Origin of the sequence: Paenibacillus brasilensis (assembly GCF_009363115.1) — a bacterium.
Classification (GTDB): Bacteria; Bacillota; Bacilli; order Paenibacillales; family Paenibacillaceae; genus Paenibacillus; species Paenibacillus brasilensis.
This window is the reverse complement of record NZ_CP045298.1, coordinates 1990705-2010347: the sequence shown is the minus strand read 5'-3', so window position 1 is coordinate 2010347 and position 19643 is coordinate 1990705. Positions and strand designations below refer to the sequence as shown.

Below are 19643 nucleotides of genomic sequence, written 5' to 3'. Positions count from 1 at the left end.
CGTAATGATAGATAAGAAGAATATTAAAGATATGTACGAGCTATCTCCTCTACAAAAGGGTATTCTGTATCACTATCTTCAAGACTCCAAATCAAATGCCTATTTTGAGCAAATGGTTTTATCTTTTACTGGCTCGGTTGATGTCCCTATCTTTGAAAAGAGTATTAATGCATTAATCCAGAAGTATGACATTTTAAGAACAGCTTTTATACACAGTTCCTTCAATACCCCGATTCAGCTTGTTTTGAAGGAACGCCCTACGACATTAATCTTTAAGGATCTATCATGTATGGATAGATCAGAACAACAGCTTTACCTGGAAGGATTCAAACTCAAGGATCGGGAAATTAGCTTTGATCTGCAGTCGGATGTTCTGATCCGTTTTGCCCTGTTCCAATTAAACGAACGGGAATACAAGATGATCTGGAGCCATCATCACATTTTAATGGATGGATGGTGTATTGAGCTTGTACTAAAGGATTTGTTACGTTTTTATCATGAATCGTTGGGCGGTAAGCCGATATTTGTCGATCATGCATTTCCATACAGTAGTTATATTAAATGGCTACAACAACAGAATTACGAACAGCCTCTGGCATACTGGAAAAATTACTTGCGTAATTATGATGATTACGTTTCTATGCCAGGTGATAAATCAACAATTTCGACGGAGTATCAGGTAGGAACGAGTATATTCGAGCTTGGCGAGCAAACGACAGCTCTATTGTCGGAGATTGCAAAACAGAATCAGGTCACACTTAGTACGGCATTTCAAACACTGTGGGGAATTCTGTTGCAAAAGTACAATAATACTGACGATGTCGTATTCGGAATGGTTGTTTCGGGCAGATCTGCGGATGTCGAGCATATCGAAAGCATCGTAGGCTTGTTTATTAATACAGTTCCAGTACGAATAAGTAGTCAACCAGGGCAAAGTATTGCAGATATGATGCGGAGTACACAGCAGCATGCTGTGCACTCCGAGAAGTACAGTTATATATCTTTGTCAGAGCTTGCAGAGCATTCGGGACACCGCAGCAATATAATTGATCATGTGATTGTTTTTGAAAACTACCCGCTGGATATGAAACTATTGAATAAGCAGGCCGACCTGCCTTTTGAAATCACAAGCATGGAGGCATTTGAACAAACTAATTATAATCTGAGTGTTACGGTCTATCCGGGTGAACGTATGAAGGTTGTTATTACGTATAATACCTATTTGTATAGTGACCCCTTTATCAATAGAATCAGTACCCATTTTCAAAATATGATTTTTCAACTTGCTCAAGATCCATTGATGAACGCGAGTCAGTTGGATATCATTTCAGATGCTGAACGGAAAAGAATTTTAGAACAGTTTAATAACACACATCGTGATTTTACGAAACATAAAACCATTCAAGAGCTGTTTGAGGAGCAGGTAGTACGCTATCCGCACACGGAAGCAGTTATATATGAAAATACTTCAGTATCGTATTACGAATTAAATATGAAGGTAAATCAAGTAGCCCGACGTTTACGGGAGCTAGGTGTCCGACGTAATGAATTTGTCGCTGTCATGACAGACCGTTCTATAGAGATGATCATAGCAATTTTAGCTGTTATCAAGGCAGGTGCTGCCTACTTACCAATCGACCCTTCTTATCCTAAAGAAAGAATAGAATATATGTTAAGTGATGGGGGAGCGGCATATTTAATCCGTAATAAAAATACCTCTGTCTATTTTTCGGGACACACATTATGGATTGATGACCCTTTGTTATTCAAGGGGAGTGGAGAGAATATTGAGAACGTGAATGAAGCCCAAGATCTGGTGTATATGATTTATACTTCGGGATCTACAGGTAAGCCTAAGGGAGTAATGATAGATCATCAAGCCCTGCATAATTATAGTCTCATATCAGACATTTATCATATCAAGCACGGGGAGCGTGTTTTACAAACCGCTTCTCTTAGCTTTGATGCATCAGTTGGACAGATTTTTTTAACGTTGCTGCATGGGGCAACCTTAATTGTTGTAAATAAAGATTTTTTGCTATCAGGCGAACCATTCATGCATTACTTACGAGATCAGAAGGTTTCCTCAATACAGTTTGTACCATCTATATTAAAGATTCTTCCTTATATGGAATTGCCGGATTTAAAACTGATCTCCACAGGAGGAGAACAGGTGGAGGCAAGTGTTGTTGAGAAGTGGGGCAAAGGCAGAGTCTTTTTGAACGCTTACGGACCTACGGAGACGACCGTTGATGCAACACATGCCGTATTTGAGGGCCCTCCTGAAATGATCCATATTGGCAAGCCTATTTACAATAAGCTAGTTTACATCGTTAATAAGGATGGAAAGCTACAGCCTGTTGGAATCGCTGGGGAGCTATGCATTGGCGGAGAGGGACTTGCCAGAGGTTACTGGGGACAAGAGGAGCTTACCGCGGAGAAATTCACGTCTAACCCGTTCAAACCCGGGGAAAAAATGTATCGAACAGGTGACTTGGCTCGTTTCTTGGAGGATGGGAGCATTCAATATTTAGGTCGAATGGACAAGCAGGCCAAAATAAGAGGCTATCGAATTGAATTGGGTGAAATTGAAGCTGTATTACGCGAACAGGCCAGTATAAAAGATGCTGTGGTTATCATTTACGGTGCGGGGACGGAACAGGAGGAATTGTGCGCGTATATCGTAACGAATCAGGGGGATATCCGGCAAGATGAGCTTAGGGCGGCTTTGAAAATGAAATTACCGGAGTATATGATACCTTCCCATTTTACGGTTCTTCCATCTATTCCACTGACTCCAAGCGGAAAAATAGATAAGAAGCGGTTGCCTGATCCTGCAGCAATGGATACGTATTCGGGAGAAATTACGATCAACCCGATGGAGGAGACACTGCTTCAAATATGGAAAGAAGTTTTGGGTAGAACCAGTGTTAGTGTAACGGACCATTTCCTCGCGATAGGAGGACATTCTCTAAAAGCACTGATGCTGCTATCGCGAATCCAGAAGTCATTAAAAATTAAGGTTTCTCTACAAACGATTATGACCTATCCAACGATTCGGGAGCTGGCCAATCATTTAATGAAGGCTAAAATAACCGCTGCTTACCCCTCTATAGTTCCAGTGCCAAAAGCGGAGTATTATGCGGTATCCTCAGCTCAAAAAAGGCTGTTCTCAGTCCAGCAATTAGATGGTATAGGGACCAGCTACCACATTCCTTTTATCTTTGAGGTGAAGGGAAATTTAGACGCTGCCCGATTAGGAGAGGTCATTGAACAATTGGTAAGTCGGCATGAGGCCTTGCGAACATCTTTTCATTTAGTCGAAGGTGAGCTCAAACAAAAGGTTCATGAAAAGGTGGATTTCCGAGTTGAGTATATGGAAACGGCCACCGAGGAAGCGGCATTATGGATGCAGCAATTCATAAAGCCGTTCAAATTGGATGAAGCGCCTCTGATTCGCGTCAAACTTATTAAATTGAATGCTCAACGTCATTTTTTACTAATGGATATTAATCATATTGCTTTCGATGGATTATCTGCCGATATTCTGCTTGATGAGATGATGAGATTATATCGGGGTGAAAGTCTCCCTGAGTTGCGTATTCAATATAAAGATTACGCGGTATGGCAACAGCAGCTGGCAGAGCATGATGAGATGAAAAAACAAGAGAAATATTGGTTGGAACAGATGCAAGGGGATTTACCTACCCTTGATCTTCCTACAGATTATCCGCGTCCCTCTGTGCAGCAATTTGAAGGGGATATTTATGATATCCAGGTGGAATCGAATGTAACGGCAAAATTAAAAGAATTTGCGAAACGGCATAATGTCTCTGTATATACGACTCTTCTTACTATATACAACGTACTTTTGGCTAAATACACGGGGGCAGAGGATATTGTTGTAGGAACCAACACGACAGGCCGTTCCCATGTTGATGTAGAACCTGTGGTCGGTATGTTTGCAAGCACGTTGGCCATTCGGAGTTTCCCTGCACCCTCTATCACATTCAAGCAATTGTTAATGAATGTGAAGGAAACGGTGTTTGCAGCTATGGAAAATCAGGATTACCCGTTGGAAAAGCTGCTGCAGCAGCTTAATATCCGCAGAGATATAAGTAGAAACCCACTGTTCGATACGATGTTCGTATTTGAGAACCCGGATACTCAGTCCAGCCAAAATGCAGAAATCCGCTTCATGGCACTTCCTATGAAATGGAACCATTCAAAGGTGGATTTGACCTGGTACATCCGAGAGATAAACTCGACGGATATACAGATTTTTGTTGAATATAGTACTCAATTGTTTGAACAAGGTACTATTGAACGCATGTCAACTCACTTTATGCATCTTTTAGATCAACTTTTAGACCATCCCGATGAAGTATTGGCTGACATCGAACTGATTACGAAGACAGAGAAGCATAAGATATTGTCAGAATTCAATGATACGGCGGTTGTATATCCTTCGTTTAGGCCCGTACACCGTATATTCGAAGAACAGGCTGAAAAAAATCCGAATCATACAGCTTTAATTTATGATGGCCAGTATATGAGCTATGCGGAGCTAAACGAACGTGCTAATCAACTGGCACGGCATTTGCAAAAAAAGGGGATTTCCCGTGATAGTATCGTCGGCATTATGATAGAGCGTTCCTTTGAGATGATGATTGGCATTCTGGCCATCCTCAAATCAGGCGCAGCTTATATGCCTATTTCGAAGGATTTCCCTGGCAATCGCATAAAATACATGCTTGAAAATAGCGGGACCCATGTGTTACTGACCACGCAGGCTCTAAAAGACCACTTGGAAGATATAGATGTTCAGTGTATATATCTCGATCATTCCGAAATATACTTCGGTGATAATAGCAATTTGTTTGCTGTAAATGAAGAGCATGACCTTGCCTACATTATTTATACTTCAGGCTCGACAGGCCAGCCGAAGGGGGTCATGATTGAGCACGGTACATTATTGAACCGGATTACCTGGATGGTCAAGGAATATAATATCCAGGAGCATGATGTTTTTTTACAAAAAACGCCTTATGTGTTTGATGTATCTGTATGGGAGCTGTTAATGTGGTTCTTTACCGGAGCTCATTTATGTATTTTGAAACCGGAGGAAGAGAAATCACCACAAAGAATGATAGATGTTATCCAGCAATATGGCATTACAAGCATTCACTTTGTTCCTTCCATGTTTAACAGCTTTTTAGATTTTGTAGAGATTCCATCCTATGCTCAGCAGGTATCAAGTCTTAAGAGAATATTCACAAGTGGTGAAGCTTTACTGCCCAATCACGTATCCAGATTCCAGAGGTTGGGTCTATCCACGGGCTTATACAATTTATACGGGCCTACGGAAGCCACTGTCGATGTTTCTTTTTATAATTGTGCTCCGCAGGATGAGATTAGAACTGTCCCAATTGGCAAACCAATTGACAACGTTATGCTATATATCATCAATCAGGAGAAGCAGCTTCAACCGATTGGTGTCCCAGGGGAACTATGTATTTCTGGTAAGTGCCTGGCCAGAGGATATATTAATCGAGACGATCTGACTGCGGACAAGTTCGTAGACAATCCATTTTCACCTAATCAAAAGATGTACAAAACAGGAGATCTTGCTCGTTGGTTACCTGATGGGAATATTGAGTATCTTGGCAGAATGGATAATCAGGTTAAGATCAGGGGTTATCGTATAGAACTGGATGAGCTGACAGGCAGATTGCTGGATTATCGTCTGATCAAAGAGGGAGCCGTTGTTACCAAGTATGATCATATGAACATGCCTTATTTGTGTGCTTATTATGTATCGGAGACTCAGTTAGATAAAGCGGAAATCAAGATGTTTTTAGCAGAGCAGCTCCCGGACTATATGATTCCGTCTCATTTTGTACAATTGGAAAAGCTCCCTTTGAACCATAATGGAAAATTAAATTCCAAAGCTTTGCCTGAGCCTAATATATCTGCAGCGAGTACCTATCTTGCTCCAGAAAGTGAACTGGAAATACTGTTGGCAAACATATGGTCCGATGTTCTACAAATTGAAGAGGTTGGAGTAACAGATAACTTTTTTGAACTGGGGGGGGATTCTATTAAGGCCATTACATTTGTGGCTAATCTTGGCAAGCATAACTTGAAGGTCGAGGTATCTACTTTTTTAAAACATCCATCGATACGAGAAATCTTGCCCTATCTACAGGAGAAAACGATCAGAATCAGTCAGCAGCCTGTAGTCGGGGAGACTGGTTTAACACCAATTCAGAACTGGTTCTTTGAGCAGAAGCTGTCTGATCAACATCACTGGAATCAATCTGCGCTTCTGTATCGTCGGCAGGGCTGGCAAAGTCATGAAATTCGTAGGGCAATGGATCATATAGTCCAGCATCATGACTCGCTGCGAATTGTTTTTGCAGCAAATACTGAAGGATATTATCAGGTAAACCGCGCCATGTCGGCTGGAATTTACGAGTTGGATACTTTTGAAATACATGATGATACCGGGGTAGAATGCTTTATCCAGCAACAGGGAGAGATCCTTCATCGATCGCTCCATATTGAACAGGGGCCGTTAGTTCGTCTAGGACTATTTAAGACGGCACATGGGGATTATCTCTTATTTGTTGTGCATCATTTGCTAATAGATGGGGTATCCTGGCGAATCTTGTTCGAGGATTTCTCGACCGCATATGAGCAGGCAATGAGTGGAATGGACATCACATTGCCTGCGAAAACAACGTCTTATCTGGAGTGGAGCCGACAGCTGGTTCACTATGCGCAAAGCCAGACACTTCTTCGAGAAATTCCGTATTGGACAAGAATACAGGAGGCACCAGAGGTTTTAATTCCGGATAAGCAGCCCTCCTCATCGGATACTGAAGCAACTGGTGAGATCACGATCAAGCTGGATCCCAAATTATCGGAACAATTAATAACTACGGTCCATAAGGCCTATCGGACCGAAATGAACGATATTTTATTGACTGCATTGGCTCTCACCATTAGAAGATGGTCAGGTCACTCAGATATTGTCGTCAGTCTGGAGGGTCATGGACGTGAAGAAATTATGGATCACCTGGATATATCCAGAACGATAGGCTGGTTTACCAGTATTTATCCAGTGCTGTTTCAGCTTTCGAAGGATGATATATCTGACGTTATTAAAACCGTCAAAGAGACGTTGAGGAAGATTCCTCAAAAAGGGATAGGCTACGGTATATTGAAGTATCTTACCCCGGATTCATTAAAGAATGATTTTGTCCCTGTACCTCAGCCTCAAATTTTGTTTAATTATCTTGGTCAAATAGATACTCATGGAACCCAGGAGTTTACGATGTCCACTTATGCAACTGGTCGGGCATATTGTGAGTCGTTGGATCGATACCGGGAAATTGAAATAAACGGAATGTTTTTTGAAGGACAAATGAAGTTTATTTTAAGTTATCAACCGAATGTATTCTCACATTCCACAATGGAGGCATTCAGCCGTGACTTCCTCCACAATTTGGAGGGTATTATACGACATTGCTCAGAGCGGGAGAGTGTTGAGCATACGCCTAGTGATTTTACAGTTGAGGATTTAAGCATGGAGGAGCTTGATGATATTTTTGATGCTCTAAAATAAAGCTTGCATAACTGAGGAGGCATACAGATGGATAAAAGCAATATTCAAGATATGTATGAATTGACGCCTATGCAAAAAGGTATTTTATACCACTCCATGAAGGACGACCAGCAAAATTCTTATTATGTACAGGGTTATGCTCAATTGGAAGGGACTATAAATCCTCATATTTTAGAGAAGGGTTTTAATATTGTCATTCAAAAGCATGATGTATTGCGGACCGCTTTTGTGCAAGAAAAGCTTAAACAACCTATACAAATTGTATTAAAGCATCGGGAAGCGAAGCTGGAAGTGCAGGATATTACCCATCTGAATGAAACTGATCAGGAATTATTTTTAGAGAGATATAAAGAGGAGGATCGAGCGAAGCCGTATCAACTGGCAAAGGATGTTCTCATTCGATTACATCTCATAAAAACATCCTATAACAAGTATATTCTACTATGGAACTTTCATCATATTGTTATGGACGGATGGTGCTGGAGTCTGGTCTTTGAAGAGATCCTTACGGTATATGGAAATCTCACTCATAATCAACCTTTACCCCACCAATCAGCTACAAAATATAGCGAGTATATTCAGTGGCTTAAAAATCAGGATACCGATGCAGCGGCACGCTACTGGCAAACATATCTGCACGGTTATGAGGAAACAGTTACCATACCGCGACAGCAGAAAGGAAACGGGGTAGCCTATCATACCGAGGAATTCTCGCACTCACTAAGTAAGGCCACTACAGAGCACTTGACGGCACTGTCACAAAAACAGCATACAACGCTGAATCATGTGATACAAACAGCCTGGGGGATACTGCTGCAAAAATATAACCGTACAGATGATGTCGTATTTGGTACGGTCGTGTCCGGTCGTCCTCCTGAGGTTCCGAATATCGAGCGCATTGTAGGTTTATTTATTAATACGATTCCGGTTCGTATGACCCGAAAACCAGGAGATACCTTCTGTAATCTGCTAGCTGAGATGCATGAAGGAATGATTCAATCCAAGCCTTTTGAGTACAGTTCGCTTGCGGATATACAGGCTAATTCAGACTGTGGAGGACAATTATTTGATCATATCTGTGTGTTTGAGAACTATGCATCCTCACTGGATTCTTTGCGTGAATTAAAAGATCATTTGGGCTTTGCGATTCATGGAGGCGGCGGAGTTGAACAAAATAACTATGATTTAAGCATTGTGTTTGTGCCTGGAAAACAGCTGAAGGTCAGCTTTGTCTTCAATCGGGAGGTATATACTCGATCCTTTATCGAAAGCCTGGCTAATCATTTTCAAAATATTATAGATTGTGTACTACGCAATTCTGATATTGAAATAGACCAAATAAAACTGGTTACACCAGAGGAAGAGCAAAGATTGCTAGAGCTTAGTCACCGAAATCAGGCTGATTATCCTGATGACGGGACCATTACGGCTCTGTTTCAGAAGCAAGTGGTGAAGACACCGGATGCCGTTGCTCTATCCTACAATCAACAGACACTTACTTACAGGGAACTGGATAAAGCGTCCAACCAATTGGCAAGATATCTTATCCAAAAAGGTGTTGAATCCGAGATCATTGTAGCTATTTCCGTAGAGCGCTCACTGGAGATGGTGGTTGGGATACTGGCTATTATCAAAGCAGGCGCTACCTATATGCCTATAGATCCACATTACCCTGTAGAGCGAATTGAGTACACGTTGGAAGACAGCGGAGCTTCATTCTTATTAGTTGACGATCCTGGCAGTATACCAGCTAAGTATTCAGGCCAAGTGATTGCTCTTCATGATGATAAATGGACTCAAGAGTCAGAACAAGTGCTGGCAGAGCTAAATACTCCGTGTTCCAGGGCATATATCATTTATACTTCAGGCTCTACCGGGAAGCCGAAGGGAGTCATGGTCGAACACAGGAATGTAGTTCAACTCTTGTTTAATAGTACTAATTTGTTTGATTTTGATCATCGTGATGTATGGACTATGTTCCACTCGATGTGCTTTGATTTTTCTGTATGGGAGATGTATGGAGCGCTTCTTCATGGTGGGAGGCTTGTTATTGTGCCCCGAGAGACAGCTCAGGATGCTACTCAGTTTAGGCAATTGCTGCTCAAAGAAAAGGTTACCATCCTGAATCAGACTCCTTCGGCCTTTAACATGTTGTCAGCTTTGGAAGAACCCCATTCGAGTCCACTTCATATCCGTAAGATCATTTTTGGTGGCGAAGAGCTATCTCCTGTTCAACTTAAAAAGTGGAGCCATAAGTATCCTCATACGGAACTGATAAATATGTACGGCATTACGGAAACTACGGTCCATGTAACCTACAAGAGGATTACACAAGAAGAGATAGATAGCAATAGGAGTAATATTGGGACTACGATGGCGACTTTGAATGCTTATATTTTAGACGATCAGCACCATCTTATGCCTGTTGGGATTCCTGGAGAATTATATGTTACAGGCGGCGGGGTTACCAGAGGATACTTGAACCGAGAAGAGCTGACCAAGGAGCGGTTCATAGATAATCCTTTTAAACCGGGAGAAAAAATGTATAAATCCGGCGATCTAGCCAAATGGCTGCCCAATGGTGATATGGAGTATTTGGGTAGAATAGATCATCAGGTGAAAATCAGGGGTCACCGTATTGAACTAAATGAAGTGTCCACTCAGCTGCTAATATACTCGGGGGTCAAGGAGGGAACTGTACTAGCCAAGCAAGATAAAGATGGCTACAGCTATTTGTGTGCATATTTGGTTCCGGAAGAGCATTACAGCCTGGAAGACTTGCGTCAGCATATGGCGAGTAGTCTCCCTGAATATATGGTTCCTTCTTTTTATGTGGAAATGGAACATTTACCCATAAATTCAAACGGCAAAGTTCAACGCAGCGGACTCCCCGAACCGGCAGACATGAAGAAACGGGATATTCATATGATAGAACCTATTAATGAACTGGAATTCAAGCTTTTGAGCATTTATCAGGATGTACTAGGGTTTCAACATATAAGTACAACGGATCACTTTTTAAAACTCGGCGGACATTCGCTTAAAGCGGCTATGCTGGTATCCAGAATCCATAAATCTCTGGACATTCAGCTTACGATCCGGGATATATTGTTGAATCCTACTGTCCGCGAAATGGCGAAGTTGATTAATTCAAGGGAACATTCAGAGCAGACGTTCTGGATTCAGGCTTCTGATCAACGTGAAGCATATCCGGTCACTTCTCAGCAAAAGAGACTGTATTCAATTCAGCAATTTGATTCGGCAGGGATAAGCTACAATGTACCCTTCGCTGTTGAAGTAAGCGGATATATTGATAAAGAAAAGTGGCAGGCTGCGGTACAAAAGCTAGTTGAAAGACATGAGCCGTTAAGAACATCCTTTCACTTGGAAAACGGTCAACTTATTCAACGAGTTCATGCTCAGGCTTTCAGCCCCGTATTATATATAGAAACCAACGAGGAAGAGTTGGAGTCTCATGTGTCTGCCTTTATTCAGCCATTTGAACTAAACAGGGCTCCGTTGGTTCGGACTGCTCTATTAGAACTAAATAGTACCCAACATATTTTCATCATGGATATTCATCATATGATATGCGATGGATGGTCTCTGAATATATTAATACAGGATTTATTTGAACTCTATCAAGGGAATGCTCTCCCGCTGCTTCAGGTGCATTATAAAGATTATGCATTATGGCAGGAGGAATGGCTGCATTCTCCGTCATTTAAGCAGCAGGAACATTTCTGGGTGGAACGTTTCTCCGGGGAGCTGCCTACCCTTGATTTTCCGACCGATTATCGTCGGCCTCCTCAGCAAACATTTGAAGGGGAGCAGCTAGATTTTGAACTGGACGCCACAACGGCAGCCAAACTCAAGGAATTGGCTGTTTCTGAGCAGGTCACGTCATATATGGCACTGTTCTCTGCTTATGCTATACTGCTGGCTAAATATAGCGGACAGAAAGATATTATTGTGGGTTCGCCGCTTTCGGGAAGAAGAACGGGGCAGTTGGATCATACCGTGGGGATGTTCTCCAATGTTGTGCCTTTGCGCAATAAACTGGAATACGAACAAACTTATGCGGATTTTTTACAACAGGTAAAGTCAGAAATGCTGTTGATTTATGAGAATGGAGATTATCCATTAGAGCAGCTGTTAGAACAGATATCTTTACAACGTGACCTAAGTCGTAATCCTTTGTTTGATACTGTGTTTACTCTGGAAGATGTCGAAGAATTGAATATTCAAATGAAGGATATCAAGCTTAAAGAATACAAAATAGATACTCAAAGTGCTAAATTCGATTTGACATGGGAAATTCGTTTAGGGGAAACGATTGAAATTCATTTGGGCTATAACCGAAGTTTGTTTTCCAAAGCAACGATGGAGCGCCTTATCGGTCATTTTCAGCAAATCATCCTGCAGATCATTGACAATCCGGGCATCGCCATCAAGGATATTCAGCTTTTGACAGATTGGGAGCAGCAGGAGATTCTCCATCAATTTAATCTCTCTGACAGTCTACCTGATCATAGCCAATCAACAGTTATCCAATTATGGGAAGAACGTGTTCACCAAACACCGGATGCAATCGCATTGGAATGGCGAGAAGAAAAGCTGACCTATCGACAAGTCAATGAGCAAGCTAATCAAATAGCAAGAGTATTGCGGAGCCGAAATATTGGTAGAGATCATGTCGTAGGTATTATGCTGCTTCCATCGTGTGTGAGAGTCGTAAGCGTCATGGGTGTATTAAAGGCAGGAGCAGCCTATCTACCTATTGACCCTTCCTATCCTGTTGAGCGTATAGCCTATTTCGTAGAAGACAGTCAGGCTCAGGTATTGATTACAGAGCGTGCTTTGATGGATAGCATAACTACGGATTTAGGAGGCTCCGACCGAATTCTATTCATTGATGATCGACAGGCAATAGATCAGTATGATACGTCTAATATTGAAAGCATAACCAGGCCGGAAGATATGGCTTATGTCATTTATACCTCTGGTTCAACGGGAAAGCCTAAGGGGGTTATGATTGAGCATCACAGTTTAAGCAATTTCTCTAATCTAGCCACTACATTTAACATCAAAGAAGGAAGCAGGGTGTTGCAGTTTTTCTCCTTTAGCTTTGATGCATCAGTGCTTGAAACTTTTCTGACGCTTCTGGCTGGAGGCACGCTGGTCATTGAGGATCGCAATATTCTGGTAGAATACGGGCTTGGACGGTGGTTAAGAGAGCATATGATCCATGCAACGATTCTACCGCCGTCTCTTCTAAGAACCCTTCCTTATGAGCCAATCCCTAGTTTGCATACTCTTATAGCTGGTGGAGAAGCGTGTACCATGGATATTATTGAGAAATGGAGTGAAGGGCGTACTTTTGTAAATGCATATGGGCCGACAGAAGGAACTGTATGTGCCACAGTGGCTATACTGGATCAGGATTCTTCACGTATTACTATTGGCCGGCCAGTTGTAAACACCGAGGTTTATATTGTGGACGAGCATCATCGCATGCAACCTGTAGGAGTTCCAGGAGAATTGTGCATCAGCGGCCCGGGATTAGCCAGAGGCTATCTGCATCGATCTGAATTAAGCAGGGAAAAATTTGTGCCTAACCCGTTCAGGGAACAACAGCGTATGTACAAGACAGGCGACCTGGCCCGCTGGCTTCCTAATGGAGAAATTGAGTATTTGGGCAGAATTGATGATCAGGTAAAAGTAAGGGGATATCGGGTTGAGCTTGGAGAAATAACACAGAGATTATTAGAACATGAATCAATCCGTGAGACCTGTATTCTTCCGGTTACGAGCGTAAATGGAATCGTATCTTTGGTCGCGTACTATGTCTCAGAAGAATGCCTGGCCACTGCTATGCTTCGTAAATTTCTGAGCAAGGAATTGCCTGACTATATGATCCCGGCTCATTTTGTACATTTGTCGGCTATGCCGCTAACTGCAAACGGAAAAATAGACACGAAGGGGCTACCACATCCCAACGAATCCCTTGAATCTAAAGTGGCACCCGGAAATGAGCTGGAAAAATTATTGGTGGACTTATGGAGCGAGGCTTTATCTGTATCCAATATAGGCATTGATGATCACTTTTTTGAGCTGGGTGGAGATTCTATTAAAGCCATACAGCTGGCTGCTCGGTTAGGACAGGTGGGATATGCCGTAAAAATAAAGGATATTATGCAATTCCAAACGATTGGAGAGTTGGCCTCTAATTTGAACGGCGAGAAAACGGCAAGTATGAACGAACAAATCGTAGTAGGAGAGGTACCTTTAACACCTATTCAGCACTGGGTATTCAACCTGAATGACAATCCTTTTCATTGGAATCAGGCAGTTATGATGTATAGTCCAGAGGGCTGGGATACACAAGTCATTGTCAAGGCGTTTGAGCGAATTACGAAGCAGCATGATGCATTAAGGATGCGTTTCAAACATACGAATGAAGGCTTGGTACAGGAGAATATGGACGAAGCAGGCCGCCACTTTGATATTGAAATATTCGACTGGACAGTGTCTGAAAAAATTGAATTTCAGATCGAACAAGAGGCTAACCGATTACAGTCGAGTATTCATTTATTACAGGGACCGCTAATTAAATTGGGAGTATTCCGAACCGATCATGGAGATCACCTGCTAATTATTATTCATCATCTAGTTGTTGATGCCGTTTCTTGGCGCATCATTATGGAGGATTTTGAGTATTTGTATGAGAGTTTTAAAGAACATAGAGATGTGCAGCTTCCTGCCAAGACGACCTCATTTAAGACATGGAGTCAGGAATTATCTGCATATGCGAACAGCGCTGACTTTTTACAGGAAAAGGATTACTGGAAAAATGTATTAAGAGAAAGCGTGTCTAAGCTTCCAATTGAATTGGCGGAGGGAGCAGGAACCCATATATTTAAGGAGATGGATTCCATAGATGTCTCACTCACCCAGGAAGAGACGGAGGCTTTATTAACAAAAGCACCTGTTGCCTATAACACTGAAATTAATGATTTATTACTCACAGCGTTGGTGAAGACGATTAAGGATTGGACGGGTAATCCTGATGTAGCTGTTGATGTAGAAAGTCACGGAAGGGATGAATTCAGAGAACATCTCAATTTGGCACGGACGGTAGGCTGGTTTACGTCTTTTTATCCTGTAGTCTATAAAGCCAATGGGGATTCTCTGGGCGAGCTCATTCAGAGTGTTCAACGTACTCATGCTAAGGTCCCCCATAATGGAATTGGCTACGGAATTCTGAAATATCTGACGGAAACGCAGTATACGGAGGATCTTGAGTTCACCTTATCTCCGGAGATATTATTTAATTACTTGGGCCGGTTCGAGGATGGACTACAGCGGGAAGAGATTGTTTCTTCTTCTATGCCTATGGGTGAACTTATTCATCAAGATATGCAATGGCCCTATAATTTGGAAATGAACGCCTTTATCGTAAACGGAATATTTCATTACTCGTTGCGATTTAATCAACGATTGTTTACCCGTCGTACGATGGAGGCATTAACCTTAAAATATCAACAAAGCTTAACGGATATCATTAATCACTGTGTTCATAAAGGATTGCAAAAAGTCTAATTCAAAGCTGAAATTTAAACCCAATTAAAATACGATCCCCTCAAGCAATTACTCTAAACCTTATGCTTTTATAAGGGACGGTAAAACTTGGGGGGATTTTTTTGTGCCACAACGATCCCATATTCAGCCAACATTCAGCCAGAACTCACAAAGTCCTAAGCTAAGACAGATACAATATGAGGAAAATAGAAACAGAGAGAGGTGCATCGGATTTGAACGTTTGGAAAGCGAACGGTCTGAAATATATCCTTCTATGTAGTCTCCTATTGTGTGCTGTATTGAGTGTTGTTTCGTTATGGAGCTATTCGGGCAGTTCGGCCTCCCAGTCCGCTGCTTTTAGGCACGGTCCGTCCAGCGGATTCGGGGGAGGAGGCAGATTCGGCGGAGGAAGAGGGAGACTGGGGCAACGTCCCGCTAACGGTCAGACTGCCGGGAATCGTGAAGCAGGAAGTGTAGGGCAGGGTACCAGCTCAAATTCGACATCGACGGATACCACAAATAGCTCCGACGGTAAGAGCCAAGGTACGACAGGCCAATCTGCTGATTCAACCACCCCGTCGAGTCAGAATACATCGACTTCGGGTGACAAAGGTACAGCGGCGGGGAATGACAATTCCACATCTGGGGGTAGGAGTGTAGCCAGAGACGGGCAGCACCGAGGTCCGGGTGGTATGTCCCGTAACGGATATGGCATGGGCATGGGCGGGCCTGGCGGCGGTATGGGGGGTGGAAGAAATGGAAATTCTTCATCCGCTTATGCAACTCCGCTGGCAATTTTCGCCGCTTTATTCTTCGGTGCGTTCGTGTTTATTGTGTACCGTTTTCGGGCTCGTGCATGGAAGCTCGGGGAACGTAACCGCGGGCTGATGCTGTGGACCGTGCTGGGTGTGGGGTTCTTTTTAAGAATGGCGATAGCCCCTTGGATATCGGGTCATATGGATCTCATGCTGTTCCGTAACTGGGCTACGACAGCAGCGGACAGCTTATCTGGCTTTTACACGAACGGATCAAGTGATTATCCGCCGTTCTATATTTATATTTTATATGTGATCGGTAAAATCGGCTCTACGGCTGCTTTCAGCCCCTATATGTCCGTGCTGCTGCGGCTTCCGAATATATTAGCCGATATCGTGACAGCGTACATGCTGTACCGGCTGGCAAGCAAACGGGTCGGCTATGCAATTAGCCTCGGGCTGGCTATATTCTATGTGTTTAACCCGGCAGTATTTATCAATTCGACCTTCTGGGGACAGGTAGATTCTTTCTTTACGATGCTGATTGTCGGCATGATTGTCCTGCTGGTGGAAAACCGGATCGGCTGGTCTGCCGTATTGTTTGCGATAGCGGTATTGATGAAGCCGCAGGGGATTATTTATGGGCCAGTTCTATTCTTTGAGCTATTGAGACAGCGTAAAATACAACCTTGGCTCTTGGCCATCGGTGGAGCGGTTGTGACGACCATTCTGGTCATATTGCCATTTTCGTGGGGGCAGGAGCCGTTATGGCTGCTTGATTTATACAAGGGAACGGTTGGCGAATATCCGTATGCTTCCGTGAACGCGTATAACTTCTTCGCACTGATCGGTGGCAATTATACGCAGGATACTACGACATTGTTCCTGTTCAGCTACCATACATGGGGCATGATCGGCATTGTACTGGTGACTTTGTTTACATGGTGGATGTATATCCGCAGTCGCAAACCACAATTTGCGGCAGCAGCTGCGCTGGTGCAAATTGCAGGTGTCTTTACCTTCGCTTCGAGCATGCATGAACGGTATTTGTTCCCTGCGGCAGCGTTGGCGGTACTGGCGTATCTGTTTTTGCGGGACCGGAGATTTTTGTCGCTTGCGGGTGGATTCAGTCTTACGATCTTCCTGAACACCTTCGATATTTTCTATAGCTCCAATTCTCGGGATCATTACGGTGTTATATTGTGCGTGACCTCGTTGTTGAACGTATTACTGTTTGGGTATCTGGTAAAAGTGGTCTGGGATTGCTCCAAATCGACCACGATTGAGACTGCTCGTTCCACAGACAGAGTTTCGCCAGAACTTCCTTCAGCGCAGCCTTCATGGGGAGCTTCTTCCCAAGGCGTGAACACGACAATTAATCGTTAGTAAAGTATAAAATACGGTAAAAACCGCCCTTTAACGAAATGGAAGTGGTTGATAGATCAACTGTAATCCATAAGTTAAAGAAGCGGTTTTTTGTTGTCCTCATGCTAGAGCAGCATTAGATCTATATGTCTCAATCTATATATTCGTTCAGCTTCTGTACATCGCAGATCGTAATCTCTCGTGTACCCTTGATATGAATAATCCCCAGCTGTTCAAATTTTGCGAATTTGCGACTGATGGTTTCACGTGTGACACCTACGTAATTAGCCATTTCCTCGCGTGAAAGGGGGAGGTTTATTTTAATGTGAGATCCGTCCGGTTTGCCGTATTTATGCCCAAGCTCAAGAATCATATAGGCGATGCGGATTTCCGGGTCTTTGGTAGCCAGGCTTTGAGCCAGCTTTTCGGTATGGGCCAAGCGTTTGGTAATGGTTTTGAGCAGCTTCAAAGAGATATCTGGATTGTTGCGAATCAACTGCTCCATATCATCCTTGGTGAGCATACATATATCAGTATTTTTTAAGGCATAGGCACTAAAATTACTCAGCTCATCGCTGTTAAATATATTCAACTCGCCAAAAAAATCGCCAGTTGTCAGAATGTGCAGAATTTGTTCTTTGCCCTGAGGCGTCATTTTCAGAAGCTTGACATGCCCGCTTTGAATAATGTACAGCGTATCGGAAGCCTGTTCCTCGACAATCAAGGCCTCACCTTTCTGATATTTTCGGTGCCGGATCATGGAGCTGACCTTACACAAATCTTCTTCGGACAAAGAGGAAAAGATAGGCACTTTGCGGGCACAGGGCTCCTTTCCGCACTGGCAGGACATCTCATTCACATTCATTCACTCCATTCATAAACCGGAAACTAAAAAGTATAGCGGGTTCTTGTTATTCTGTATCATCTATTGGGGCAAAATGGCTTTGATCCTCACCACAGACTGGACAAACCCAGTCTTCTGGAAGATCCTCAAACGCTGTACCTGGCATAACGTCTTCATCAGGGTCGCCGATAGCAGGATCATAAATGTATCCACAAGGTTGACATACATATTTTTTCATCTTTAGTTCTCCTTGTCACTCAAAATTTTTGTAAGCTCTGGCGCGTCCGGTTTGAGTCCTTGGATGATGGCTGTTTTAAACGGAAGTGAAGCAAGAGCATCCCCAAAGCCGATCACGCCGCAGATAGAGCCGTTTTGTATGAACATACGTGTATACGAAACTTGATTTTCACTGTTCAGGCTGGTGTCGCAGTCCTGTTCATCTACCAGACCCATGGAAAACAAGGGGCATTCATAGCTGTTGGACAGGGTTACAGGGATAGGTCGCTGATAGCTGACGGATGCACCTGCCATATTGGCGCCTGCTATTTTTCCTTGCTCGATAGCACTTTCCCATAATCCATCTACTCTATTTTGAAACTCGGCTACATCACCTGCCGCATATATATTGACAGAGCTGGTTTCCATCTGTGCATTCACCAGAATGCCGAGTCCAATATCTAGACCGATCTGGCGAGCAAGCTCAGTATTAGGTACAATGCCGATAGAATACACGACATGCTCGCAGGGAATAACGGAGCCGTCCTGTAGCTCTACACCTTCGACGTGATCTGTGCCTATAATACGCTTTACGCCTTGTCCAAGGCTTACCTTGGTACCCTGCTCGGTAATTCGCTGGGTCAAAATAGCGGAGGCCTTTTCATCTAGCTGGCGGGGCATAAGCCGCTGCGAAGCTTCCAGAATGGTTACAGCATACCCGGCTTGCTGGAAGGACCAAGCGGTTTCTACACCCTGAATACCACCGCCGATGATGCATATCCGGTCTCCTTTTTGTAATTCCGTTTTAAGTTTATCTGCATCTTGTCGAAAACGGATATTGTGAACGTTACGTAGTGAAGCTCCGTCCAGCAAAAGCTTACGGTTGTAGGCTCCTGTACACAGCAGCAGCTTGTCATAAGCAACGGTTTGTCCGTTTGCTGTTTCGATGGTGGAGTCCGCTGCATGTATCGCGGTGATCTTTATGCCGGAATAAACATGAATTCGTTGATTGGCAAACCATTTTTCCTTTTTGATCAGGATTTTGTCGCTGTGCAGGTCAGTGAATAGTCCCTTGGAAAGCTTGACTCTGTTATACGGAAGGGAAGCTTCTTCCCCGTAAATAGAAATTTCCGCTAGCTCATCATGATCTCTAATCGCTTTCGCCGCGTTGACGGCGGCAACGCTGCCTCCGATAATAACGTAATGTTTGTTACCCATTCAGCATCTCTCCTATTTCGCTATACGCAGCCTT

At 43.2% G+C, this 19643-nt stretch carries 6 protein-coding genes; 3 read left to right on the top strand and 3 right to left on the bottom strand.

Going from position 1 to position 19643, the window contains the following annotated elements:
• Positions 1-4: 4 nt before the first annotated feature.
• The 3 genes from GCU48_RS09410 (at position 5) to GCU48_RS09400 (ending at position 17352) form a co-directional block, all read left to right on the top strand.
• On the top strand, positions 5-7630 hold the full coding sequence (locus tag GCU48_RS09410) for a non-ribosomal peptide synthetase (protein ID WP_152379828.1): 7626 nt from the start codon (positions 5-7) through the stop codon (positions 7628-7630).
• 27 nt (positions 7631-7657) lie between these two features.
• Entirely contained in the window at positions 7658-15232 is a 7575-nt protein-coding gene (locus GCU48_RS09405) for a non-ribosomal peptide synthetase (protein WP_152379827.1), read from the top strand.
• A gap of 212 nt (positions 15233-15444) precedes the next feature.
• Positions 15445-17352, top strand: a complete 1908-nt coding sequence (locus GCU48_RS09400; RefSeq protein WP_208811987.1) for a glycosyltransferase 87 family protein — start codon at positions 15445-15447, stop codon at positions 17350-17352.
• A 130-nt stretch (positions 17353-17482) separates the two neighbouring features.
• Here GCU48_RS09400 and GCU48_RS09395 read toward each other — a convergent pair whose 3' ends face one another.
• From GCU48_RS09395 to GCU48_RS09385, 3 genes are read right to left on the bottom strand one after another with little or no spacing between them, the layout of a single operon-like run.
• On the bottom strand, positions 17483-18196 hold the full coding sequence (locus tag GCU48_RS09395) for a Crp/Fnr family transcriptional regulator (RefSeq protein ID WP_370881038.1): 714 nt from the start codon (positions 18194-18196) through the stop codon (positions 17483-17485).
• A 46-nt stretch (positions 18197-18242) separates the two neighbouring features.
• The gene (rd, locus tag GCU48_RS09390; protein WP_007432984.1) at positions 18243-18413 is read right to left on the bottom strand and encodes a rubredoxin; all 171 of its coding nucleotides are present in this window, start codon (positions 18411-18413) and stop codon (positions 18243-18245) included.
• A 2-nt stretch (positions 18414-18415) separates the two neighbouring features.
• Positions 18416-19609 carry an NAD(P)/FAD-dependent oxidoreductase gene (locus GCU48_RS09385; protein ID WP_152379826.1) on the bottom strand — a complete coding sequence of 398 codons (1194 nt, stop codon included), beginning with the start codon at positions 19607-19609 and terminating at the stop codon, positions 18416-18418.
• Positions 19610-19643: the final 34 nt, after the last annotated feature.

Bases quoted from the DNA above. Each gene is read 5' to 3' on its own strand.
- GCU48_RS09410 (WP_152379828.1), top strand. From the start codon at position 5: ATGATAGATAAGAAGAATATTAAAGATATGTACGAGCTATCTCCTCTA.
- GCU48_RS09405 (WP_152379827.1), top strand. From the start codon at position 7,658: ATGGATAAAAGCAATATTCAAGATATGTATGAATTGACGCCTATGCAA.
- GCU48_RS09395 (WP_370881038.1), bottom strand. From the start codon at position 18,196: ATGAATGTGAATGAGATGTCCTGCCAGTGCGGAAAGGAGCCCTGTGCC.
- rd (WP_007432984.1), bottom strand. From the start codon at position 18,413: ATGAAAAAATATGTATGTCAACCTTGTGGATACATTTATGATCCTGCT.
- GCU48_RS09385 (WP_152379826.1), bottom strand. From the start codon at position 19,609: ATGGGTAACAAACATTACGTTATTATCGGAGGCAGCGTTGCCGCCGTC.